This window comes from Rhodococcus xishaensis (assembly GCF_004011825.1).
In the GTDB taxonomy this organism is placed as follows: domain Bacteria; phylum Actinomycetota; class Actinomycetes; order Mycobacteriales; family Mycobacteriaceae; genus Prescottella; species Prescottella xishaensis.
Genome location: NZ_RKLO01000001.1, coordinates 243,400 through 267,052, shown reverse-complemented (window position 1 = coordinate 267,052; position 23,653 = coordinate 243,400). Strand labels below are relative to the sequence as shown.

Sequence of the window (23,653 nt, the reverse complement as noted above, 5' to 3'; positions counted from 1 at the left end):
CCTCGATTACCTTTCCTGCCGGCGGCCCGGCACGTCCGGAACGCCCATCATGACCGGCACTTTTCGCGGGCCGGAGTCGTCGAAACCGACTGTGGGATCGGGCACATCGGGCGCGTTGACGAACGACACGAACCTCGACAGCTTCTCGGGGTCCTCGAGCACACCCGCCCACTCGTCGCGGTATCCGGCCACGTGCTGGGCCATGGCCGCTTCGAGGTCGTCGGCGATGCCGAGGCTGTCGTCGCACACGACGGCCTTCAAGTGATCGAGACCACCCTCGAGCGATTCCACCCACGGCGCGGTGCGCTGCAACCGGTCCGCGGTGCGCACATAGAACATGAGGTAGCGGTCGATGTAGCGGACGAGAGTCTCGTCGTCGAGATCACCGGCCAGCAACTGCGCGTGACGCGGGCTTTGGCCGCCGTTGCCGCCGACGTACAGGTTCCACCCGTTCTCGGTGGCGATGACACCGACGTCCTTGCTACGGGCCTCCGCGCACTCGCGCGCGCACCCCGACACCGCGAGTTTGATCTTGTGCGGCGCTCGCAGACCGCGGTATCGGTTCTCGAGCCGCACCGCCATACCGACCGAGTCCTGGACGCCGTAGCGGCACCAGGTGGACCCGACGCAACTCTTCACAGTGCGCAAGGACTTGCCGTATGCGTGACCCGACTCCATCCCGACGTCGACCAGTCGCTGCCAGATCTGCGGCAACTGCTCCACCCGCGCGCCGAACAGGTCGATCCGCTGTCCGCCGGTGACCTTGAGGTAGAGCCCGAAGTCCCGGGCGATCTCCCCGATCGTGATGAGTTGTTCGGGGGTGCATTCACCGCCGGGCATCCGCGGCACCACCGAGTACGTGCCGTTGCGTTGCATGTTCGCGAGGAAGTGGTCGTTGGTGTCCTGCAGCGCTGCCTGCTCGCCGTCGAGGACATGGCCGGACGACTCGCCGTCGACGACGTTGTCCGCAGACGTGGACGCGAGGATCGAAGCGACGACGGGCTTGCAGATGTCGCAGCCGCTTCCGGTGCCATACCGCGCGATCAGCGCCGAGAAGGTACGGGTGCCGGTGGCGCGGACGATCTCGAACAGTTCGGCCCGGGACTGGGTGAAGTGTTCGCACAGCGCCTTCGACAGTTCCACCCCCGACGCCGCGAGCAGCGACTTCACGGTGGGCAGGCAACCGCCGCATGTGGTACCCGCGTTGGTGCACGACTTGACCGCGGCGAGATCGCTAGCGCCGTCAGCGATCGCGGCGCAGATCTCTCCCTTGGTGACCGCATTGCACGAGCAGACCTGGGCATCGTCGGGAAGTGAGCCCGCACCGGGCTTCTCGCCCGCCGGGGAGATGAGCGCCGCGGGGTCTCCCGGAAGTTCGCTCCCGACCAGCGGACGCAGCGACCCGTACGCCGTCGCGTCGCCGACGAGCACGCCGCCCAGCAGGGTTCGGGCGTCGTCGGACACGACGAGCTTGGCGTAGGTCCCCTTCGCCGCGTCGCTGAGAACCACCTCGAGCGCGCCGGGCGTGGTGGCGTGCACGTCGCCGAAGCTCGCCACGTCGACCCCGAGAAGCTTGAGTTTGGTTGACAGGTCGGCGCCCGGGAACACGGCCTCGCCGCCGAGCAGCCGGTCCGCGACGACCTCCGCGGTCGCGTATCCCGGCGCTACGAGTCCGTAACACTGGCCCTCGACCGCGGCGCACTCTCCGACCGCGAACACGGCGGGATCGGATGTGACACAACCGATGTCGGTGAGGACACCACCTCGCTCGGCGACATCGAGGCCGGCGTCACGGGCCAGCTGGTCGCGCGGGCGCACGCCCGCCGAGAACACCACCAGCCCCGCGTCGATCACCTCACCGTCGGACAACTCCACCTGCACCCCGGCCGGTCCGGGCGCGATCGACGCGACCCCGGTCCCGGTGTGGACCGTCAGCCCGAGATCGGTGACCAGCCGGGCAAGCAGCCCGCCGCCGCCCTCGTCGACCTGCAACGGCATGAGCCGGCTGTTGTGCTCGACGACGTGCGGCGCCATCCCGAGCTGCCGAAGCGCGTTCGCGGCCTCGAGCCCGAGGAGCCCGCCGCCGATCACGACACCGGCGGCCCCGGGGCCGGCCGCCTCGGCTCGCGCTCGGATGTCGTCGAGGTCGTCGAGGGTGCGGTAGACGAAGCAATGATCGTTGTCTCGTCCAGGCACCGGCGGCACGAAAGGGTACGACCCGGTCGCGAGGACGAGCGCGTCGTATCCGAGGACGTCGCCGTCCGATGTCGTGACGGTGCGCGCCGCGCGGTCGATCGACTCGGCGCGCACGCCCACCCGCAGGTCGACGGCCGCATCGTCGACGAAGCCGTTGCCCGCCAGAGCGAGTTCCTTCGCGTCCCACGAGCCGACATAAGACGACAGCGCCACCCGGTCGTACGCGGGCAGCTCTTCCTCGCACAGCACGGTCACCGACCACGCGTCGGCGTCGTCGCGCGCCCGCAGCGCCTCGACGAACCGGTGTCCCACCATGCCGTGTCCGATTACGATCGCGGTCCGTCCGCTCATGCCGCACCTTCCTTCTGTGCCGGTCGGGTGTTGTCTGTGTTGTCGGCGTCGGCCTCACTCGAGGGATCGGCTGTTCGCAACCACTCGCAGATGCCCTCGACCGCCGAACTGCAGCCCCCGCAGCCCGTCGTGGCGCGGGTGGCGGTCGCCAGCGCAGGCACCGAACGTGCCCCCGCACGCCACGCGGTCGTCAGATTCGCCTTGGTGACGGAGTTGCAGCGGCAGATCACCGCACTGCCGGGCATGCCGGCTGGGCTGGCGGACTCCGCCGACGCGGATCCGCGGCCCGTCAGCAGTGCCATTCGGTCCTGCGGCACCGGTAGTTCCGCGTCGAACAACTGGGTGATCGTGCCGACGACGTCGGGCGTACCCAGCAGCACGGCGCCGACGATCCGCTCGCCCGAGACGACGAGTTTGGCGTAGCGGCCGCGAGCCGGGTCGGCGACGACGAGCACTTCGCGGTCGTCCTGTGGGTCCGCGCTGTAAAGGTCGGCCGTCACGTCACCCATAGAGGCGAGGTCGATGTCGTGCGCCTTGAGCCGGGTGACCGGCGGCGTGCCGACGTACTCGGCATCCGGGTCGGCACCGATGATCCGGTCCGCGACCACGGCAGCCTGATCCCAGCCGGGCTGCACCAGGCCGTACACCTCGCCGCGGTGTTGTGCGCACTCCCCGATCGCCCACACGTTCGGAGCGCTGGTGCGGAGCGCGTCGTCGACGACGATGCCGTGGTCTACGACGACTCCCGCGCCCCGGGCGAGGTCGGTCTCGGGCCGGACGCCGGCGGTCAGCACGACGAGGTCGGCGGGCAGCGTGCTGCCGTCGTCCAGGACGAGCTCTCTGCCGGTGTCGCCCTGCCGCAACGAAACTGCTCGCCGCTGAAGCAGGAGCCGCACCCCCAGGCCGGACAGGACGCCACTGAGGACCCTGCCGCCGCCCTCATCCATCTGACGCTCCATCGGCACGTCGTTGGGATGCACGACGGTGACGTCCGCCCCGCGCAGTAGCAGGCCGCGGGCGGCCTCGAGGCCCAGCAGGCCGCCGCCGAGCACCACCGCCCGACACCCGGGCCCAGCCGTGTCCGCGATGCGGTCGCAGTCCTCGACCGTCCGGAACGTGACGACACGCTCGTCGTCGGCCGCCATGCCGTCGATCGGCGGCACGAACGGGGTGCTGCCGGTCGCGAGGACGATCTCGTCATAGCCGAGCGCAGTGCCGTCGTCGCACCGCACGATCCGCGCGTCCACGTCGATCTCCGTTGCCCGGACTCCGACACGGACATCCACGTCGTTGCGGGCCCACCAATCGTCCGGACGCAGCCGGATGTCGCGGGCGGTAATGCTGCCCGCCAGCACGTTGGAGAGCAGAATTCGGTTGTAGGCGGCCCGGGGCTCCGCCCCGAGCACGACGATCTCGACTCGCTCCGAATCCCGTTCGCGCCGACGCAACTCCTCGGCCAGTCGGGCACCGGCCATCCCGTTGCCGACGATCACCACACGCGTACTCATGACGCCACCCCCACACGCGGTTCGAGACGGACCGCACTCACCTTGAACTCCGGCATCCGGCTCGTCGGGTCGAGCGCCGGATTGGTCAGCAGATTCGCACGAGCGTCCCCGGCGAAGTGGAACGGCAGGAACACCGTGTCGAGCCGCATCGACTCGTCACACCGGACCGTGACCTCGACCCGCCCGCGGCGGCCGAGCACCACCGCGTTGTCGCCGTCGCGCACCCCGGCCCGTGCTGCAGTGTCGGGATGCACCTGCACGAACATCGGTCCGGCAGCTTCTGCCAACTCGGACACCCGACGGGTCTGCGCGCCCGACTGGTAGTGCGCCAGAACTCGTCCCGTGGTCGCCACCAACGGGAAGTCGACATCGGGCTCCTCACTGGGACCTCGATGGTCGACCGGCGTGAACCGCGCGCGCCCGTCCTCGGTTGCGAAGCGGTCCAGGAACAGCCGCGGCGTACCCGGATGATCGACCGCGGGGCACGGCCAGTGCAGCGCCTCTCCTGTCTCCAGGCGATCGTAGGTAATGCCGGAGTAGTCAGCGACGCCTCCCGCGGACGCGCGCCGCAGTTCGTCGAACACCTCACGTGGCGCGGTCGGGAAGCGGGATGCCGGTTGCCCGAGACGAATCGCCAAGTCCTGCAGAACCTCGAGCTCGCTGCGGGCTTCGCCGGGGGGCTCGACGCCGCGACGGCGTCGCAGCACCCGGCCTTCGAGGCTCGTCATGGTGCCCTCCTCTTCCGCCCACTGCAGCACCGGCAGCACCACGTCGGCCATGGCCGCGGTCTCCGACAGCAGGAAGTCGCACACCACGAGCAGATCCAGTGATTGCAGTCGGTCGACGACGTGGCCGGCGCGCGGCGCCGACACCGCCAGGTTCGCGCCGTGCACCATCAGCGCTCGGGGCCCATCGGGCTGGCCCAGCGCGTCGAGCAGTTCGTACGCGCTGCGCCCCGGCCCGGGAAGCTCGGCCGGGTCGATACCCCACACCTGTGCAACGTGTTCGCGGGCAGCAGGATCTGTGATCTTGCGATAGCCGGGCAGCTGGTCGGCCTTCTGCCCGTGCTCACGTCCACCCTGACCGTTGCCCTGTCCGGTGACGGCGCCGTAGCCACTGCCCCGTCGCCCGGGAAGCCCCAACGCGAGCGCCAGTCCGATCCACGCAGAGACGGTGTCGGTACCGGTCGCGTGTTGCTCGGTGCCGCGCGCGGTGAGCACGTAGGCGCCGGTGTCGGATTGACGAGAGCGAGACAAGATCTCCACGGCGCGACGCATCGCCGCCACCGGCACCCCGGTGACGCGCTCGGTACGTTCGGGCCACCACTGCGCCGCCGCGAGCCATGCGTCGTCGAAGCCGGTGGTACGAGCGTCGACGTACTCGCGGTCGAGGTGTCCCTCGGTGACCGCCAGGTGCAGCATCCCCAGTGCCAGCGGCAGATCCGTGCCGGGTGCGAGCTGCAGGTGCAACCCGCCGCCGGCAAGCGCACGCTCGACGGTGGGAGTCCGACGGGGATCGGCAACGATCAGCCCGCCGGCCTCCGCCGCGGCGGTGAGATGACCCACGAACGGCGGCATCGTCTCGGCGACGTTGCCGCCGACCAGCAGGATCGCCTTGGCGGACGTGAGATCCGAGACCGGGAACGGCAGCCCCCGGTCCAGGCCGAACGCACGGATCCCGGCGCCGGCGGCCGACGACATGCAGAACCGGCCGTTGTAGTCGATGTTCGACGTACGCAGTGCCACTCGGGCGAACTTGCCGAGCTGGTACGCCTTCTCGTTCGTCAGGCCGCCGCCGCCGAAGATCCCGACCGCATCCGGGCCGCCGGCCGCCTGCGCGGCCCGAAACCCGTCGACCACCCGGTCGAGCGCTTCGTCCCAGGACGCGGGCCGCAGTTGTCCGGCTTCCCGAATCAGCGGGGTCTCGAGCCGGTCGGGGTGGCGGAGCAGTTCTGCGCTCGTCCACCCCTTCTGGCACAGCCCGCCGCGGTTGGTCGGGAACTGGCGGCCGCTCACGCTCACCCCGAATCGTCCGCCAGGCGTGAGCGCCATGGCGCACTGCAGCCCGCAGTAGGGGCAGTGGGTCTTCGTCGGAGCGGCCGCCGCCTCAGGGGCCAGGGGTGCTGCGGACGTCACGGCTTCACCGCGATCGGTTGTCCGGCGCCCTCCTTGGCGGCAGTGCGGCGCACGAACACGAACCACGTCACCACCGCGCACAGGACGTAGAAGCCGAGGAACACCCAGAACGCCGTGGTCGCCGACTGGGCGGGGCTGAGGTACGAGGCCCGCAGCACCAGGTTGATCCCGACTCCACCGAGACCGCCGACCGCGCCCGCGAATCCCATCAGTGCGCCCGACATGTTGCGCGACCAGGCCTTACGACCCTCGTCGTCGAGACCGTCCAGCGTCTTAGAGCGAGCCTCGAAGATCGAAGGGATCATCTTGTAGACCGAGCCGTTGCCGATACCCGAGAGCACGAACAGTGCAACGAAACCGACTATGAGTGCCGTCATGGCGGTGCCAGACGCGGCGCCGGGAGTAGCGTCGTCGATCGACCCTGCCACGACCAGGATCGCAGTGGACAGGACCATCGCCCCGAACGTGTAGAGGGTGATGCGGCCACCGCCGATTCGGTCGGCGAGTCGACCGCCGAACGGACGCGAGATGGAGCCGAGCAGCGGTCCGAGGAACGCGATCTGTGCGGCGTGCAGCGAGGCCTGCGCCGGGGTGTCCCCGCCGGCGAGGAAGTTGATCTGCAGGACCTGACCGAACGCGAAGCTGAACCCGATGAACGAGCCGAAGGTGCCGATGTAGAGGAAGCTCAGGATCCACGAGTCACGGAACCGCAGCGTTTCGAGCATCGAACGCAGATCGGCCTTCTGGTTGCCGAGGTTGTCCATGAACAGTGCCGCGCCGACGGCCGCGACAGCGATGAGCACGAGGTAGATGGCACACACCAGGTACGGCTCGGTGTTGCCGACGGTCGCGATGACCATCAGGCCGACCAGCTGGATGACCGGCACGCCGATGTTGCCGCCGCCGGCGTTCAGCCCGAGCGCCCAGCCCTTCAGTCGTTGCGGGTAGAACGCGTTGATGTTGGTCATCGACGATGCGAAGTTGCCACCGCCGACGCCCGCCGTAGCTGCTGCCAGCATGAACATCGTGTATGACGCGCCCGGGTTCACCATGAGCCACAGCGTCAGCAGCGTCGGGACCAGCAGCAAGAGCGCGCTGAACACCGTCCAGTTACGGCCACCGAAGCGGGCCGTAGCTACCGTGTACGGGATCCGGAGCAGCGCGCCGACGAGTGCCGGGACCGCTACGAGGAAGAACTTGCCCGCCGCGTCGATGCCGTACACGTCGAACGGCATGAACAACACCATCACGGACCAGACCGACCAGACCGAGAAGCCGACGTGTTCGGCGATCACCGACCACACGAGATTTCGGCGGGCGATGTCCTTGCCGCCGGCTTCCCAGGCATCGACGTCCTCGGCGTCCCAATGCTCGATGTAGTGCCCGCGCACTACGGGTGCCTTACCGGCGCGCGCGTCCTGCCCTTGTTTGGGCTGATCGGAGAGAGTGGTCACCTGGGCCTCCTACCTGTATCGGAAACCCAAAGGTAAGAGGCGGGTGTTGCGTCAGTGCTGCCCCTGATGACCCGTCCGTCAACAGTCCCTCACGCGCGCGGATCAGACCGGTGAGATTGACGAACTCGCTGGTCAGGACGCTCTGGCGCCCCATGTGTCCTCGAGCATACGGGGCTTACATGCCGCCCATGCCGAGATAAGAACGACGCCGACCGCGAGCCCGAGCAGGGCAAACGGCACTTCCCAGCCACCCGTGGACTCGTGCAGCACACCGAACATCAACGGCCCGATGCATGCGATCGTGTAACCGACGCCCTGCGTGAAACCCGAGAGTGCCGTCGAACCCGCTTGGGTGCGGGTCCGCAGATTGATCAACGTCAGCGACATCGGGAACGTGCTCGGCCCGAGGCCGATCGCGACCACCCACAAGATCGGCGCCGACATCGGCACGATCAGCAGCCCGGCGAATCCGACCAGATAGCAGACCGCACAGCCCACGACGATCGGAAACGGATTGTGCATCCGGGCGCACAGGTTCGGAGCGACGAACGCGGCGATCAAGCCCACGAACGCGAACAGCCCCACCATGGTCCCGGCGAACGCCGCGCTCGCTCCGGCCACGGTGAGAATCTCCGGGATCCACGTGAACATCGAGTACGTGATCAGCGCCGTCGTGCCGAACATGAAGGCCATGCCCCAGCCGACCGGAGAACGCCACGCTCGCCCGGGCCCCCGCGGCTCGGCCGTCGGTTTCTTCGGTGCGGCGTCGGCGCCCGTCCTGGGGTCGCGGACGAGCACCGCCAGCCACGGCGCGGCAGCCGCGAAGCCGAGCAGCGACCAGACCCCCATCGAGAATCGCCAGTCGAACGAGTCCGCGAGCGGCACCGCGACCAGCGCCGGGACGATCGTACCCGTCTGCAGACCTGCGATGTAAATAGAACTCATCAGCGCCACCCGATCGCTGAAGTATCGCTTGACCAACGGCGGGATGACGACGTTGCCGATGCCCATGCCACCGAGCGCGAGCGCGGACAGAGCCAGCAGCGACCACGTGTCCGACACCATCGCCCGGGTGAGCATGCCGAAACCGGCCATCGACATTCCGAGCAATGCAGTCCGTTCGTGCCCGATACGGCGCGCAAGTGCCGGCGTGAGGAGCCCGAACACCGCGAACATCGCGGTCGGCACCATGCCGAACACGCCGACGACCGTGGACGAGAAGCCGAGATCGTCGCTGATCTGCGACGCGAGGGGGGTGAACGAGGTGACCGCGAGTCGCAGGGACAGCGCCGACATCGCGATTGCTGCGAACACCAGAACTCGCCCCTTCAACAGGGGCTGTGGTCCTCGTGTGATCGGTGCACACGCCGCCGCGGTCATCCAGCGCAATCATAGGATGACCGGATGATGGTGGCAAAGCAGTACAGTGCACAGACCGATCGCATAAAATCAGGGGCACCGTGCAACCCGTGCGCCGTAGAAGCCTGATCACGCAGGTCACCAACCAGCTCCGGGAAGAAATCCGTTCCGGACGGTGGCCGGTGGGCTCACGGATCCCGACCGAGTCTGCACTGGCCGAAATCGCCGGGACCGGGCGCAACACCGTCCGGGAGGCGGTGCAGGCTCTCGTCCATGCGGGTCTGCTCGAGCGGCGGCAGGGATCGGGCACTTTCGTTCTCGCCAACTCCGAGGTGGGTGGCACGCTCGGCAAGTTCTTCGCCAGTGCCCAGGAACGCGACCTCATGGAACTGCGGCAGAGCCTCGACGTCACCGCCGCCAGATTGGCCGCGCAGCGGCGCACCGACAGCGACATCCAGAACCTGCGCACGCTGCTCGAGGTACGCACCGTCACGTGGGACACGAAAGATCTGCGTGAGGCGGTCGCTGCCGATGTCGCCCTGCACCGCGGCATCGTCGCCGCCAGCCACAACCACGTCTACCTAGAGTTCTACGACTCACTCCTCCCCGCTATCGAGGCGACCGTCTACAAACACTCCTTGGCTACCGGGGCCACATTCCACGCCGAACACGCCGACTTGGTTGAAGCCATCATCGTCGGCGACACTCGCCGCGCAGTGCGGGCCGCGCAGTACTTCTTCGATGAACTTCGCTCCGAGTTCTCGGACGAGGAACAGGAACCTGCCGTCGAGCAGGAACCTGCGAGGAAAGTCCAGTGAGCTAGAGCATCATCCGAACCAGCTCCGCGGTCCGGATGAGTCCGGGCAACGCCTCCGGGGTGGATCGCGGGTGCAGGGCGTGCACCGCGAGCCGGAACAGCAAGGCGCGGAGCAACATCTGTGGCCACTCGGGCAGGTCCTCCCACCGTCCGATCAGCTCTTCGTCGGCGCCACCCCACGACAACGCGTCCACGACTGCGACGCCGGCGGCCCACACCGCCGGTCGCCAATACGGCGTGATATCCGTGACGGTCGGCGCGGTACTTCCCGAGAACAGAACGGTGCCGAACAGGTCTCCGTGGACGAGCTGGTCGGGTGATCGCACTGGCTTGCGCAGCGACGCGAGCTCGCCGATCAGTTCGACGCTGCTCTTGCCGTCCCCGGACATATCCTCGAGGGCGCCGACGGCACGGGCGGTGCGCAGCGGGACCGTCTCCCAAGCGGCGCGGTCGGCTGCGACGAAGACGTCGACGTCGGCCCACGGCGCGACCGGCGGCTGCATCAGGAATCGGGGGCGCTCGAGCTGCGCCGTTGCGGCATGCAGCCGCAGCGACAGCGACACAACCTCGTCATATCGGGGTTCCGGTGCGCCTTCGATGTATGTGTTGGCGCGCCAACCGGACACCACATAGCGGCCATCGGTGGCACGCACCGGTCGCGCCAGGCGCACGGCATCGACGGCCAAAGTCTCGCGCGCCCTCGCGGACCATGCGGCGCGCGCGTGATCGGCCACCGGGGAGAGCACGACGTCGCCGAGGCGCCAGCCGCCGTCCCAGCCCGCTCCCGGTGCAACCAGCTCGACCTCGCCCAAACCGAAGATCGAGCAGATGTGCTGAGGAGGTTGTCCAGAGCTCACGGCGGTCACGCTACCGCTGCGGACCATTCAGTTCGGTGAGGCGCGCTGCGTCCGGAACGCCGTCGGTAGAACGCCGTCAGTAGACAGGCAGCGACGGATCGACCTGGTGTGCCCACGCGAGAACGCCGCCCTGCAGGTGCACGGCGTCGGCGAAACCGGCCCTGCGCACGGCCACCAGCGCCTCCGCCGAGCGGATACCGGTCTTGCAGTGGAGCACGATGCGCTTGTCCTTCGGAAGTTCCGCGAGGGCCTCACCTGACAGGATCCGGTCCTTGGGAATCAGCGTCGCACCCGGCAGATGCACGATGTCCCACTCGACCGGTTCCCGGACGTCGACGATCGCGATGTCGGCGCCGCTGTCGATCAGCTCCCGCAACTCGAGCGGGGAGATCGCCCAGCCCCCCTCTGCCTCGGCGGCAGGTTCGACGCCGCAGAACTCTTCGTAATCGACCAGTTCTGTGACCGGCACCCGGCCCGGGTCCCGGCTGAGCGTCACCGTGCGGTAGTTCATCGTCAGCGCGTCGTGGATTATCAGGCGGCCCAGAAGCGACTCCCCGATGCCGGTGATCAGCTTGATCGCCTCGGTCGCCATGATCGAACCGACAGCCGCACACAACACACCGAGAACACCGCCTTCCGCACACGATGGGACCGTTCCCGGAGGTGGCGCCTCCGGGTACAGATCCCGCAGGGTGGTTCCGGTTACGCCGTAGCCCTCTGGGGGGTCCTCCCAGAACACCGACACCTGTCCCTGGAACCTGTAGATCGAGCCCCACACGTACGGACGGTGAGCCAGCACCGCCGCATCGTTCACGAGGTAGCGGGTGGCGAAGTTGTCGGCGCCGTCGAGGATCAGGTCGTACTGCTCGAAGAGCCCGACCGCATTCGACGCATCGAGTCGGAACTCGTGCGCCCGGACGTCGACGTGCGGATTGATCTCGCGGATGGACTCGCGGGCACTGAGCACCTTGGACCGCCCGACGTCGGCGGTGCCGTGGATGACCTGCCGCTGCAAGTTCGACTCGTCGACCACGTCTAAGTCGACGATGCCGATCGTCCCGACCCCGGCCGCTGCGAGATACATCAACGTGGGCGAACCCAGCCCGCCGGCACCGATCACCAACACGCGGGCGTTCTTCAGCCGCTTCTGCCCCGTCGTACCGATGTCGGGAATGATCAGGTGGCGGCTGTAGCGCGCCACCTCCTCACGGCTCAGCTCCGCCGCCGGCTCCACCAACGGCGGAAGTGAACTCCTTGCGGGCACCACACGCTCCTGACATCGACTGGTCAACGCTCGTATCCAGCCTATGCTGCCGCGAACCGCACCTCGAGATCGCTCAGGTCCGACACCACGACGTCGGCTCCGGCGTCGCGCAGCGCATCCGCGTGGTGGGTGCGATCGACGCCCACGACCACAGCAAACCTGCCACGCCGTCCGGCCTCGACGCCCGCCAGCGCATCCTCGAGCACGACGCAACTCCCAGCCTCGAGGCCCAGTCGCCGGGCCGCCTCGAGGTACGTATCCGGCTCGGGCTTGCCGGCGAGCGAAAGCCGGTCGACGTCGAGGCCGTCGACGCGAGCGTCGAACAGGTCGGTCAGCCCCGCGGCGTCGAGCACACGCACTGCGTTGCGGCTCGCGGTCACGAGGGCGACCGCCACGTGTGCCTCACGCAGTCGCCGGATCAATGTCACGGTGCCGGAGAAAGCCGCGACCCCGTGCTCGTCGAGTTCATGAAGGAACATCTCATCCTTGCGGGCCGCGAGCCCGCACACCGTGTGTGCGGTCGGCGGATCCGACGCCATTCCGTGTGGGATCTCGATGGAACGGGACGCCAGGAACGATTCCACGCCGTCGACACGGGGGCGGCCGTCGACGTATTGCAGATAGTCGTCGGCGGAGAATGGGGCCTCACCCTTGCCGCGCTCCGCGAGGAAGCCGTCGAACAGCCTGGTCCAAGCTCGCTCGTGGACACGTGCGGTGGCGGTGACGACGCCGTCCATGTCGAACAGGAAGCCGGAGCACGCGACATCGCCGATGTGGGCGACGGCGCTCGGGGCGGTCACGGTGAGGCCCTGCCGCTCAGCCGCGCGGGTACGGCCATGGGTTGAAGCGGCACACCTTGCCGTCCATGGGCACCACTCCCTCGGGGTCGAGCTTGGCGATGTCGTCGTTCGCGGTGCCGAACGTCTGTTGCATCATCACCGGGGCCAGTCCCCCCTCGGTCTCGCACGGCTGGTGCGCCTGGTAGCCGATGGCATGCCCGACCTCGTGGTTGATCTGGTACTGCCGGTAGGAACCGATGTCACCCTGGAACGCAATCGCCCCCCGCACCCAGCGGGGCTCGTTCAACACCACCCGCTCGATGCCTGGGTTGTAGCAGGACACCTCGAGTTGGATGTCGTACCCGCAGGCCTCGCGGATGGTCATCTGGGAGGTCAGCGAGATCCGGAAGTCCGGGCCGTCACCGCCCGACGCCAAGGCGGGATCGCTCTGGTCGATCCTGCGGAACGCCCACCGGGAATCGTTGGTCCAGCTCTTGGGATTGCCGAGGGTCTGATCCACCATCCTGCCGAACGACTCGTCACCCCCGAATCCGGCCGTATCGACGCCGTCCTCGATCTCGACGGTGTACGTGAACACCCGGTCGGTCCCCTGCCCGACCTGGCCAGTGGTTCCCGGCACGACGTGCCACGTCCGCGCGCCCGCCACCGCGAACGGTCCGCCGTCGGGCAGGACGCCCGAGGGAATGGTCTCTGCGAAGTTACCGTCCGCTAGTGGCGGAACACCGATGATGCCGGTGGCGTCCGAATGACTGAGCTCGCCCAATCCCGGAGCCTCAGGCGCGGCGGACTCGGAGTCGCCGCCCCCGCGGATCGCATCCACGACCACCAAGACCGTCACGATCGCCAGGATCGGAATTGCGTACGCACGCCAGCCGTAGGTGGCGACGAACTTGCCGAGCCGACTCTGCTTCTTCACGCCCCGATCGGGACGCGGACCGCGGGGACGCCCGGCGGTCCGGCGAGTGGGATCCCACTGAGCTCGCAGCGGCTGATGCGGGTCCGGCTGTCGCCCCGAATCGGAACCACGGAGCCCCGCATCGTCCAGCGTCCGGTGCCCGGACCTCTCGGAAACGGGGGCCCTCAGGCGCGGTCCTCCTCGGTCAGTCACCCCGCCAGAATCTCACAGACCGCGTCGCCGTTCACCCGGCGCGCCGGTTTGCGCGAGGTGGCCTCGCACACGCGCGCGCCGAGTGAGATGCTGGAATACTTACTGGAGGTAAGGCCCGTTACGGCAAGCGATTGGCGAGAGATCGACACGCACGGACGAGTCGGGTTCGACGAATACCGTCGAGAAGCGTCCGGGCATCGTACAAATGATTTATCTTTCACTGAGGCGTTCCTGAGAGGTCGGACACCGAACGAACTAGGGCTTTGTGCAGATTGGGAGCAACATGACTGAACTCGCAGATCGGACCAAGGCCGATCGCGCCGCAACGAAAGCGGACGGTCAGGGTGCCCGTCGCAGCACCCGGCTACCCAGGGATGCACGGCGCCTTCAGTTGCTCGCGGCCGCCAGCGAGGTCTTCGTCTGCCGCGGCTATCACGCCGCTGGCATGGACGAGATCGCCGAGTGCGCCGGCGTGAGCAAGCCCGTGCTGTATCAACACTTCCCCGGCAAGCTGGAACTGTACGTCGCCGTGCTGCAGAGCTACGTCGACAGCCTCATCTCGGGTGTGCGTCAGGCGCTGCGCTCCACGACGGACAACAAGCAGCGCGTCCGGGCCGCCGTGCAGGCGTTCTTCGACTTCGTCGACAATGACACCCAGGGCTTCCGCCTGGTATTCGAATCCGACCTGATGGGCGAGCCGCAGGTGCAGCGCCGGGTCGAGCAAGCCACCGAAGCATGTGTCGATGCCGTCTTCGACCTGGTTGCGCACGACTCGGGCCTCGACCCCTACCGCGCCCGCATCCTGGCGGTCGGGCTGGTCGGCGCCAGTCAATTCACCGCCCGATACTGGCTCGAAGCCGCACGCCCCATTCCGAAGGAAGAGGCCGTCGACACAACCGTCGCGCTCGCATGGGGTGGCCTGTCCCACGTGCCGTTGCACGTCGGCAACAAGTAGGTCGGCAACAAGTAGGTCGGCAACAGATAGGTCGAAGCACCAGCTAGCTCGAGTAGCTCGAGCAAACAGGTAGCTCGAACAGCAGGGACCCGACAGACGAAGGGGCGCGCAGCCGCGGTCTACCGCAGCTGCGCGCCCCTTCGGTCTCGGTCTAGCTCGCCGGAGCGAATCCGACCTTGCGGCTGTCCGACGGGCCGATCTCGACGTAGGTGATCCGGCTCGCCTGGACAAGGAACTTGCGTCCCTTGTCGTCGACAAGTGAGAGGACACCCTCCGACTTACCGCCGAGCGCGTTCGTCACGAGCGATTCCACCTCGTCGGACGTCTGCGCGCTGTTGACGACGAGCTCACGTGGGCTGTCAGTTACACCGATCTTGACCTCCACGGTCAACCTCCGAACTCTCCGAGCGCTTTAGGCTGTCCCGGCCAGGTTAGTGCAGTGTCCGGCCCGTCGGCCCGCTCCGCCGCTGTGCTGAGAGCGAACAACGCAACCGTCAGTCGGACCGGTGTCAGACCAGACCCAGCACGGCCATCCGTTCGGCGTGCTTGGCCTGCATGTTGTCGAACAGCGCGGCGACACCGTTGAGACTGCCGGTCGCGTTCATCACGAGATCGGTCAGTTCGTCCCGCTGCGCCAGCACGTACTGCGCCTGGGTGATCGCCTCGCCGAGCAGTCGGCGACCCCACAGCATCAGCCGGTCCTTCTCCGTCTTGCTGACAGCGACGGCAGCTCTCACCTCGTGGACGACGAACTCCGAGTGACCGACCTCTGCAAGCACCTCACGGACGATTTCGCCTACTGCGGGGTCCAGGGAGTGGGCGATCTCTCGGTAGAAGTCGGCGGCGATGCCGTCACCGACGTACGCCTTGACGAGAGACTCCAGCCATGTCGACGGGTCGGTGGACGCATGGTAGGCGTCGAAGGCACGCACGAACGGATCCATCGCCGCGTACGTGTCGACTCCGCGGTCGGTCAGCGCCTTCTGCAGGATCTCGAAATGCGACATCTCCGCCGCCGCCATGCTGGCGAGAGCAACCTTCCCTTGCAGCGTGGGAGCCATCCGAGCGTCGTCCGCCAACCGGTAGAACGCCGAGATCTCACCGTAAGCGAGGACCGCGAACAGTTCTGCCACACCGGGGTGATCGGCGGCGATGGTCGGCACGGACGGTGTTGGCGAATCGGCTCCCATGAGGTCACAGCCTAGTCCGTACGGTGCCGGTCACCGGGTCGACGGAACGCGTCGAGAATCGTGACATAGGCCATGAGCGTGCAAGAACGGCAGCTTTGAACCGCTACAATTGTCGCGGGAGAGCGTAGCTTCAGACAGTTTCACAGGTTTCAGAACCGGTTCACGGTTCCGGAGCCAACGTCCGAACTGGAATGCAGAGACGATCTGGGCGGACGATGTGGTCGATCACAACGATCCGATCGGTCCAAACGTGAATCGGAGAAGAACTCCCGAGGACAATGTGCGCGCACTGATCGACGGCGCCCACCGTTGCTCGCCGAGACCGACATCGGTCTTCACGCTGACGCAGTGGCCGACACGGCCGGGTGGCACCGACGCAAGAGGGCACCGACATCGGCCGACTTACGGCCTGGCCCCCAACCTCGTGCGTGCGTGCCGATACGAGGAAGGCCAGTTCCCTGAGCAAGATCACGATCGACCACGAAGACAGTAACCACGCGGCCACCGCGACCACGCTCTCAGCGCAGTTGGACGAGACGCACTCCGCCCCGACCTTCGCCGAACTCGGTGTACGTGACGAGATCGTCAAGGCTCTTGGCGAGATCGGAGTAGAACGCACCTTCGCCATTCAGGAGCTGACGCTGCCGCTGGCACTTGCAGGCGACGACCTCATCGGTCAGGCACGAACCGGCATGGGCAAGACGTTCGGCTTCGGCATACCGCTTCTCCACCGCATCTCCACCGCCGATTCGGGCACCGCACCGCTCGATGGCACGCCTCGAGCGCTCGTGATCGTCCCGACTCGCGAACTCTGCCTCCAGGTCACCCAAGACCTGGAGAATGCCTCCAAGCACCTGAGGTCCGGAAAGAAGCCGCTGAGTGTGCTGTCCATCTACGGCGGTCGCCCATACGAACAGCAGATCGGGGCGCTTCGCAAGGGGGTCGACGTCGTCGTCGGCACTCCCGGACGCCTGCTCGACCTCGCCAACCAGGAGCACTTGATCCTCGGCAAGATCGGCGTCCTGGTTCTCGACGAGGCGGACGAGATGCTCGACCTCGGCTTCCTGCCCGACATCGAACGCATCCTCGGCATGGTCCCCGACAGCCGCCAGACCATGCTGTTCTCCGCGACCATGCCGGGGCCGATCATCACCCTGGCCCGCACATTCCTGAGCCAGCCCACTCACATCCGCGCCGAGGAGCCCGAGTCCTCCGCGGTGCATGAGCGCACCAGCCAGCACGTCTACCGGGCACACGCCCTCGACAAGGCCGAGATGATCGCGCGCATCCTGCAGGCCGACGGCCGGGGGGCGACGATGATCTTCACACGGACCAAGCGCACCGCGCAGAAGGTCGCCGACGAACTGGGCGAGCGCGGCTTCAAGGTCGGTGCCGTACACGGCGACCTCAACCAGGTCGCTCGCGAGAAGGCGCTCGGGGGATTCCGTAGCGGCAAGGTGGACGTGCTCGTCGCTACCGACGTTGCTGCCCGCGGCATCGACATCGACGACGTTACGCACGTCATCAACTTCCAGTGCCCCGAGGACGAGAAGACCTACGTGCACCGGATCGGCCGCACCGGCCGCGCGGGCCGCACCGGCACTGCAGTCACGCTGGTGGACTGGGACGACGTCCCGCGCTGGCAGATGATCGACAAGGCGCTCGAATTGGGTATGGAGGAGCCGGTCGAAACCTACTCGAGCTCGCCGCACTTGTACGAGGACCTGGATATTCCGACGGACGCGAAGGGTTCGGTACGCAAGCCGCGCACCGAGCGTCCAGCGAGGAATGGTGCCGCATCCTCCGAGGACGGCGAGAAGTCCGCACCCAAGCGCAATCGGGTCCGCCGGCGCACGCGCGGCGGCAAGTCGGTCGACACCCGCGCCGGCAAGTCGGTTGACACGCGCGCCGACGCGCAAGTAGACGATGCGGAGAGCACGACCGGGTCGTCGGACACCCCGCGCCGTCGACGGCGGCGCCGCCGTTCCGGCGCGGCGACCGGGGCGACCGGCAGTGAGTCGGTGAGCGTTTCGGCCGTCTCGGAGTAGACCCGGGTAATCTTCCACCTGTGCTGGCACCCGAGCGTCGTACGCGCCTGGACGTTGCGGTCGCCGCGATCATCGCAATCGTCGCCGCGGTCGCCGTGGTAGTGCTCTGGATTCACAGCGACGCTCGCGGTACGACCTCGATCACCGCGAACACGCCTGCTACGGAAGCCGTTCCGGCGCTGTCACCGCCCGAGACCCTGAGGGAGATCTGGCGCGCACCCAGTTCGGCAACGGCCGCCCCCATCGTCTCAGGCGGGGCGGTCACGACGGCCGACGGCGGTACCGTAGTTGGACGTGACCGGCTCACGGGCGCCGAGTTGTGGCGCTACCAGCGGGACATGCCGCTGTGCGGCGCCATCGGCGCCTGGAACACCGTCGTTGCCGTCTACCGCGATCAGCGCGGCTGCGGTCAGGTAACCCAGCTCGACGGGTCGACCGGTGCACGGAAAGCCCAGCGGTCCAGTGATGCTGACGACGCGGTCAGGCTGTCCCACGACGGCACGTACGTCGTCTCGCGTGGCTCGGAACGGATGGAAGTCTGGCGCTCCGACCTGGTGCGCACCCTCGAGTTCGGGCGAGTCGACGCCCCGATCAATCCGGACAAGCAACCGCGGACCGGATGCGGACTGTTGTCGGCAGCGGCCGGCGGCACCAGGATTTCGGTCCTGATGCACTGTCCGGGCGAGGCCGGCGACCGCCTCAGCGTGCTCGAAGCCGCCCCAAAGGACAACCAGGAGCCGAAGGAGATCGGCTCCGATGTCATCACGAGTTCACCGGGAGCCCGACTGATCGCGGCGTCGGGCGACCGCACCGCGGTGTACTTGCCCCCAGAACCGAACTCGGACGCGCGGATCGCGGTCTACGACGGCACCGCCACCGAGGTGGCCACGTATCCGGTCGCAGGACCGGTCAGCGCCGATGCGACCGCCGCCCGCAATGGCGGGGTGTTCACGTGGTGGACGGGTACGGAGTTGATAGCGCTGTCCACGAGCGAGCTCACGCCGGACTGGACCGCGGCGACCGGAGCACTGGGTCCCGGCGCCATCATGGGAGGGTCACTACTGGTGCCGATGCCGGACGGAATCTCGGTCCTCGACCCGACGAACGGCGTCGAACAGAGCCGCATCCCCGTCACCCGGAACGATGACGTAGCACCCATCGCGACATCGGTCCTCGGAGACGTCGTACTCGAGCAGCGCGGCGACGAGATCGTCGCCCTCCGCTGAGAAGTGCACGAAGAACCCACGCACGAAGAGTGCAACGTGTTCTAATTCCGATCATGGCCAACATCGTCGTCACCGGTGCCGCGTCCGGAATCGGAGCAGCCACCGTCGAGCTGCTGCGCAGATCTGGGAACACCGTCATCGGCGTCGATCTGACGGGAACCGAGATCGTCGCGGATCTGTCGACATCGGTCGGTCGCACCCAGGCAGCAGCCGCGGCCGTAGAGGCCGCCCACGGCGTGCTCCACGCCGCCGTCTGCTGCGCCGGACTGGGACCGCTGTCGTCACACTCCGGCGGAAAGTTGGTGTCGGTCAACTATTTCGGCACCGTCGGGTTCCTCGAGGAACTGCGTCCCTCGCTGGCCCGCGCCAAGCAGGCCTTCGCGGTCGCAATGTCGTCGAGCAGTACCAGCACCCAGCCGCGTATTCCGGAGAAAGTCGTCGCGGCGTGCCTGGACGGCAGGGAGGCCGAGGCGGTCGAACTCGGCGACGAAGTTGGCGCGATACCCGCGTATCCGGCCTCGAAACTCGCGCTCGCGCGCTGGGTCCGGCGGCAAGCGGTAACACCGGACTGGATCGGCGCGGGTATCCGCCTCAATGCCGTGGCTCCGGGCGTCGTCGACACCCCGATGACGTCCGGCTCCGATCTGGATCCGAACCTCGCCAAGGCGATCGACTTCTACCCTGTCCCGCTGGGACGGCGCGGGCGGCCCGAGGAGATCGCCGCTCTCATCCAGTTCCTCACCAGCGACGCCGCATCGTTGCTCACCGGCAGCGTGGTCTTCGCCGACGGCGGCACCGATGCGCTTCTACGCCAGGACGACTGGCCGACCGTCTGGACACCGACGATCGAAGAACTCAACCGCCACTTCACGAACTGACGCGGGCTCACCAGCACCCTCGGTGACGACGTCGCTGAGCCCGCTCCTCAGTCAGGCCGTGCCCTCGAACGGTGAGAATGTGACGAGATCGGAACCGTCGATCCAGTGATCCGAAAGATGCTGCGCCAGTTCACGATAGGCCGCCGCTCCTTTGTTCTTTCGGCCCACGAGCACGGTTGCGCCCGATGCCGACGCCTCGGCGAAGCGGACGGTCCTCGGGATCGGCGGTGCAAGGACCGGAAGGTCGTAGCGGTCCGAGACGTCGGAGAGGACATCTCTGCTGTGGGTCGTCCGAGCGTCGTACAGAGTCGGCAGGGCCCCGAGCAGGACCAGGTCGGGATTGGTGATCGCCTGGACCTCCGAGACCGTGCGCAGCAACTGTCCGACACCACGATGCGCCAACGTCTCACATTGCAGCGGCACGAGCACCTGCTGAGCCGCCGTCAGCCCGTTGAGCGTCAATACCCCAAGCGACGGCGGACAGTCGATCACCACCACATCGAACAGATCGAGCAGTGGCGCGAGGGCGCGTTTGAGTGTGAACTCCCGTCCCGGTCGCATCAGCAACAGCGCCTCCGCACCCGCAAGATCGATCGTGGCAGGCAACAGTGTCACACCGTCATCGGTCGCGAGCAGGACGTCCTTCGCGGCCGTATCCCCCGTCAGCACCTCATGGACGGACTTGTCCAACCGATCGGGGTTGTGGCCCAACGAGAACGTCAAGCACCCCTGCGGATCAAGGTCCACCACGAGCACCCGCTGACCCAGGTCCACGAGCGCCGCCCCCAGTGAAGCAACCGTCGTGGTCTTGGCTACCCCACCCTTTTGATTCGCTACAGCCAGTACCATCGTCACGGCCTCGATCCTTGCGTACTCGAGGCCCGAGCGTGAGCGTTACGCGACACCCGGCATGATGAATCCATGACCGGAACCGACCGACGACTCGTCCTACTCCGACACGGAGAGACGGAGTGGGCCCGCCTCGGTCGGCACACCAGCACCACCGACGTTCCACTGACGGAGCGCGGCGCCGAGCAGGCCCGTGCGGCCGGTGCGCTCGTGTCCGCGCTCGAACTCCGCGACCCGCTCGTCGTGAGCAGCCCGCGCCGACGCGCGTACGTCACCGCCACGCTCGCGGGACTGACCGGGGTTCAGCAGTGGGACGCGCTGGGCGAATGGGACTACGGCGACTTCGAAGGACTCACCACACCCGAGATCCGCCGGCAGATCCCGCACTGGACGGTGTGGACCCACCCGTGCCCAGGCGGCGAGACCCAAGACATGGTCAGTTCCCGTGCCGACATGGTCCTGGGCACGTGCGAGGCCACACTCACCGACCGCGACGTGATCCTGGTGGGGCACGGCCACTTCTCCCGTGCCCTGATCGCTCGCTGGATAGAGCTACCGGTTTCGGAAGGACGGCGGGTCACGCTCGCCCCGGCCGGGCTCACCGTACTGAGCTACGAGCACGGGTTCCACACGATCGTCACACACAACGTGACCCCGGGAGCAGGTACCGAGTGAATCCCCCTACGAATGCAGCGTTTTCGGAAACCGCCGCTTCCGTCCGCCGCGCCAAGCCGGCCGACGTCGCGGCGATCACCAGCCTGATCTACGGACTTGCCGAGTACGAGAAGGCGCCACACGAATGCACGGTCGCGCCCGAGCAGATCGAGGCTGCCCTGTTCGGCCCGGAGCCGGCGGTGTTCGTACACGTCGTGGAGGTCACGACGTCGGACGGGCCGCAGGTGGTGGGAATGGCGATCTGGTTCCGCAACTTCTCGACGTGGGACGGCGTCCACGGGATCTACCTCGAGGACCTCTACGTTGCGCCCGAACACCGCGGCCTGGGGTACGGCACGGCCCTGCTGGCAGCGCTCGCCGAGGAGTGCGTCGCGAAGGGCTACACGAGGCTGACGTGGTCAGTGCTCGACTGGAACGCGCCGTCGATCGGCTTCTACGAGGCCCTGGGAGCGGTCGCACAGGACGAGTGGACCGCCTACCGGCTCAGCGGCGAGGCGCTGACAGAACTGGCTGCGCAGGCTCAGCGACCTCAGGAGGCCGGCTCGTCGTCGGACGGGGTGTCCGGCGCACCGTAGCCCACTGCCATCCACCGTGACGTGCCGGGCGCGAACAACATCACGAGCGCCGAAATCACCACCAACCCCAGCAGGACGCCCCACAAGAACTGGTGTGAGGTGAGCACGTACCAGGCGACGGGCAGCAGGAGTAACTGGGCAACGAGCGCGATCGTGCGCCCCCAGCGCTGCCCGCGGAGAAGTCCGATGCCGGCAGCGAGTACCGCGCCGCCGAGGATCGCGAACCATGCCGCGGTGCCGTATCCGTTGACCACGGTCTGGTCGTGTCCGAGCAGCCCGCGGACCGTCAGCGTGATCGCCGCACCCACAGCGATCGCTCCCTCGAGGGTCACGAGTGCACCGGCCCCAAGGACAGTAGTGGGGGTCGGGACGGGCGCAGGCTGGTTCGACACGCAGCCAGCCTATACAGCGGTGTGGTCCGGCTAGGCTGATCCCCCGTGCATGCGCTCCTGATCGTCAATCCCAACGCCACCTCGACCACGCCGGCGGGACGCGACCTGCTCGCGCACGCGCTGTCGAGTCGCGTGAAGCTGACGGTGGCGCACACGACACACCGCGGCCACGCTGCCGATCTGGCCGCACAGGCGCGCACCGACGGCATCGGCCTGATCATCGTCCACGGCGGCGACGGCACGGTGAACGAGGTAGTCAACGGCCTGCTCGGTGATCCGTGCCCCAGGTCCATGCGGTCGGTACCCGCCGGCGCCGTCCCGCTTGTCGCGGTCGTTCCGGGAGGTTCGGCGAACGTGTTTGCCCGCTCTCTCGGAATGGCGGCGGACCCGGTCGACGCCACGAATCAATTGATCGATCTGCTTGCACTGCGCCGGCGTCGGACGGTCGGACTCGGCCACTGCGACAACCGCTGGTTCACCTTCAACGCGGGAATGGGTCTCGACGCCCAGGTGTGCGAGGCGGTCGACCACGGGCGGAGCAACGGCAAACTCGTCACCCCGGGCCGGTACGTGCGGCACGCCGTCCGAGCATTCTTCCGAGCCAAGCGGGAGGATCCGACACTGCGGATCGAGCTTCCCGGCCAAGAACCTATCGAGGGCGTTCACTATGCATTCGTGTCGAACACCACGCCATGGACGTACTTGAACAAGCGTGAGGTGCATACGAATCCTGGGACGAGCTTCGACACAGGCCTCGGGCTCTTCGCGATGCGGACGATGCGGGTCTTTCCCAGCTTGCGCGTCGTTCGTCAACTACTTACGGCCGGATTATCGCCCAGATCACGTTCATTGATTCGTTTCGACGATCTCCCGCAAATCCGTATCCAGTCGAGTACACCCATCGGACTTCAAATGGACGGGGACTATCTCGGTCTCCGATCCGACGTGACATTCACCGCAGCTGCCGATGCACTCACGGTGGTCGCGCCACCAACGAACTGACGCGAACCCGGGGC

At 67.4% G+C, this 23,653-nt stretch carries 21 protein-coding genes; 8 read left to right on the top strand and 13 right to left on the bottom strand.

The features are described 5' to 3' along the window. Positions 1-6: 6 nt before the first annotated feature. The 5 genes from nirB to EGT50_RS01315 form a co-directional block, all read right to left on the bottom strand. The gene (gene nirB, locus EGT50_RS01335) at positions 7-2,547 is read right to left on the bottom strand and encodes a nitrite reductase large subunit NirB (protein WP_127950812.1); all 2,541 of its coding nucleotides are present in this window, start codon (positions 2,545-2,547) and stop codon (positions 7-9) included. Next, positions 2,544-4,055, bottom strand: coding sequence for an FAD-dependent oxidoreductase (locus EGT50_RS01330; protein WP_127950811.1), 1,512 nt, complete (start codon positions 4,053-4,055; stop codon positions 2,544-2,546). Before EGT50_RS01330 ends, nirB begins: the two co-directional genes overlap by 4 nt. Next, positions 4,052-6,190 carry a molybdopterin oxidoreductase family protein gene (locus tag EGT50_RS01325; RefSeq protein WP_127950810.1) on the bottom strand — a complete coding sequence of 713 codons (2,139 nt, stop codon included), beginning with the start codon at positions 6,188-6,190 and terminating at the stop codon, positions 4,052-4,054. The genes EGT50_RS01330 and EGT50_RS01325 overlap by 4 nt, the downstream gene beginning before the upstream one ends. Further along, a complete protein-coding gene (locus EGT50_RS01320; protein ID WP_206615732.1) occupies positions 6,187-7,581 on the bottom strand; it encodes an MFS transporter in 1,395 nt (464 codons plus the stop codon). The genes EGT50_RS01325 and EGT50_RS01320 overlap by 4 nt, the downstream gene beginning before the upstream one ends. Before the next feature lie 195 nt (positions 7,582-7,776). Next, on the bottom strand, positions 7,777-9,024 hold the full coding sequence (locus EGT50_RS01315) for a CynX/NimT family MFS transporter (RefSeq protein ID WP_127950808.1): 1,248 nt from the start codon (positions 9,022-9,024) through the stop codon (positions 7,777-7,779). Positions 9,025-9,104: 80 nt separating this feature from the next. Here EGT50_RS01315 and EGT50_RS01310 point away from each other — a divergent pair, with 80 nt between their 5' ends. Beyond that, positions 9,105-9,821 carry a FadR/GntR family transcriptional regulator gene (locus EGT50_RS01310; protein ID WP_127950807.1) on the top strand — a complete coding sequence of 239 codons (717 nt, stop codon included), beginning with the start codon at positions 9,105-9,107 and terminating at the stop codon, positions 9,819-9,821. Between the two features lies 1 nt (position 9,822). On the opposite strand, the gene EGT50_RS01305 is transcribed toward EGT50_RS01310, so the two are convergent. From EGT50_RS01305 to EGT50_RS01290, 4 genes are all read right to left on the bottom strand, one after another. Beyond that, entirely contained in the window at positions 9,823-10,677 is an 855-nt protein-coding gene (locus tag EGT50_RS01305) for a TIGR02569 family protein (protein WP_127950806.1), read from the bottom strand. 76 nt (positions 10,678-10,753) lie between these two features. Then, the gene (moeZ, locus tag EGT50_RS01300; RefSeq protein WP_127950805.1) at positions 10,754-11,941 is read right to left on the bottom strand and encodes an adenylyltransferase/sulfurtransferase MoeZ; all 1,188 of its coding nucleotides are present in this window, start codon (positions 11,939-11,941) and stop codon (positions 10,754-10,756) included. 41 nt (positions 11,942-11,982) lie between these two features. Beyond that, entirely contained in the window at positions 11,983-12,741 is a 759-nt protein-coding gene (locus EGT50_RS01295; RefSeq protein WP_127950804.1) for an HAD family hydrolase, read from the bottom strand. A 16-nt stretch (positions 12,742-12,757) separates the two neighbouring features. After that, entirely contained in the window at positions 12,758-13,849 is a 1,092-nt protein-coding gene (locus tag EGT50_RS01290) for a DUF3152 domain-containing protein (RefSeq protein WP_127950803.1), read from the bottom strand. Between the two features lie 283 nt (positions 13,850-14,132). On the opposite strand from EGT50_RS01290, the gene EGT50_RS01285 reads away from it, so the two are divergent. Beyond that, positions 14,133-14,804: a TetR/AcrR family transcriptional regulator gene (locus EGT50_RS01285; RefSeq protein WP_127950802.1), complete on the top strand. Its 672-nt coding sequence runs from the start codon at positions 14,133-14,135 to the stop codon at positions 14,802-14,804. Positions 14,805-14,955: 151 nt separating this feature from the next. On the opposite strand, the gene EGT50_RS01280 is transcribed toward EGT50_RS01285, so the two are convergent. Further along, the gene (locus EGT50_RS01280; protein ID WP_127950801.1) at positions 14,956-15,189 is read right to left on the bottom strand and encodes a DUF3107 domain-containing protein; all 234 of its coding nucleotides are present in this window, start codon (positions 15,187-15,189) and stop codon (positions 14,956-14,958) included. Between the two features lie 124 nt (positions 15,190-15,313). After that, a complete protein-coding gene (locus EGT50_RS01275; RefSeq protein WP_127950800.1) occupies positions 15,314-15,994 on the bottom strand; it encodes a ferritin-like fold-containing protein in 681 nt (226 codons plus the stop codon). 428 nt (positions 15,995-16,422) lie between these two features. On the opposite strand from EGT50_RS01275, the gene EGT50_RS01270 reads away from it, so the two are divergent. From EGT50_RS01270 to EGT50_RS01260, 3 genes are read left to right on the top strand one after another with little or no spacing between them, the layout of a single operon-like run. After that, positions 16,423-18,042, top strand: coding sequence for a DEAD/DEAH box helicase (locus EGT50_RS01270; RefSeq protein ID WP_127950799.1), 1,620 nt, complete (start codon positions 16,423-16,425; stop codon positions 18,040-18,042). Positions 18,043-18,062: 20 nt separating this feature from the next. Further along, positions 18,063-19,268, top strand: coding sequence for an Rv3212 family protein (locus tag EGT50_RS01265; RefSeq protein WP_127950798.1), 1,206 nt, complete (start codon positions 18,063-18,065; stop codon positions 19,266-19,268). 53 nt (positions 19,269-19,321) lie between these two features. Next, a complete protein-coding gene (locus tag EGT50_RS01260; protein WP_127950797.1) occupies positions 19,322-20,146 on the top strand; it encodes an SDR family oxidoreductase in 825 nt (274 codons plus the stop codon). Between the two features lie 51 nt (positions 20,147-20,197). Here EGT50_RS01260 and EGT50_RS01255 read toward each other — a convergent pair whose 3' ends face one another. Then, positions 20,198-21,001 (bottom strand): ParA family protein, encoded by an 804-nt coding sequence (locus tag EGT50_RS01255; protein WP_127950796.1) that lies wholly within the window; start codon positions 20,999-21,001, stop codon positions 20,198-20,200. Between the two features lie 66 nt (positions 21,002-21,067). Here EGT50_RS01255 and EGT50_RS01250 point away from each other — a divergent pair, with 66 nt between their 5' ends. Together EGT50_RS01250 and EGT50_RS01245 are read left to right on the top strand one after the other, a co-directional pair. Continuing rightward, positions 21,068-21,670, top strand: coding sequence for an acid phosphatase (locus tag EGT50_RS01250; RefSeq protein WP_127950795.1), 603 nt, complete (start codon positions 21,068-21,070; stop codon positions 21,668-21,670). Continuing rightward, the gene (locus EGT50_RS01245; RefSeq protein WP_127950794.1) at positions 21,667-22,245 is read left to right on the top strand and encodes a GNAT family N-acetyltransferase; all 579 of its coding nucleotides are present in this window, start codon (positions 21,667-21,669) and stop codon (positions 22,243-22,245) included. Before EGT50_RS01250 ends, EGT50_RS01245 begins: the two co-directional genes overlap by 4 nt. Here the strand turns inward: EGT50_RS01245 and EGT50_RS01240 are convergent. After that, complete coding sequence (locus EGT50_RS01240; protein WP_127950793.1) at positions 22,200-22,637, bottom strand: hypothetical protein; 438 nt, start codon at positions 22,635-22,637, stop codon at positions 22,200-22,202. The two genes, EGT50_RS01245 and EGT50_RS01240, sit on opposite strands and share 46 nt — an antisense overlap. A gap of 45 nt (positions 22,638-22,682) precedes the next feature. Between EGT50_RS01240 and EGT50_RS01235 the strand changes: the two genes are divergently transcribed. Continuing rightward, positions 22,683-23,639 carry a diacylglycerol/lipid kinase family protein gene (locus EGT50_RS01235; RefSeq protein ID WP_127950792.1) on the top strand — a complete coding sequence of 319 codons (957 nt, stop codon included), beginning with the start codon at positions 22,683-22,685 and terminating at the stop codon, positions 23,637-23,639. The last annotated feature ends 14 nt before the right edge of the window (positions 23,640-23,653 follow it).

Bases quoted from the DNA above. Each gene is read 5' to 3' on its own strand.
- EGT50_RS01285 (WP_127950802.1), top strand. From the start codon at position 14,133: ATGACTGAACTCGCAGATCGGACCAAGGCCGATCGCGCCGCAACGAAA.
- nirB (WP_127950812.1), bottom strand. From the start codon at position 2,547: ATGAGCGGACGGACCGCGATCGTAATCGGACACGGCATGGTGGGACAC.
- EGT50_RS01250 (WP_127950795.1), top strand. From the start codon at position 21,068: ATGACCGGAACCGACCGACGACTCGTCCTACTCCGACACGGAGAGACG.
- EGT50_RS01260 (WP_127950797.1), top strand. From the start codon at position 19,322: ATGGCCAACATCGTCGTCACCGGTGCCGCGTCCGGAATCGGAGCAGCC.
- EGT50_RS01330 (WP_127950811.1), bottom strand. From the start codon at position 4,055: ATGAGTACGCGTGTGGTGATCGTCGGCAACGGGATGGCCGGTGCCCGA.
- EGT50_RS01275 (WP_127950800.1), bottom strand. From the start codon at position 15,994: ATGGGAGCCGATTCGCCAACACCGTCCGTGCCGACCATCGCCGCCGAT.
- EGT50_RS01315 (WP_127950808.1), bottom strand. From the start codon at position 9,024: ATGACCGCGGCGGCGTGTGCACCGATCACACGAGGACCACAGCCCCTG.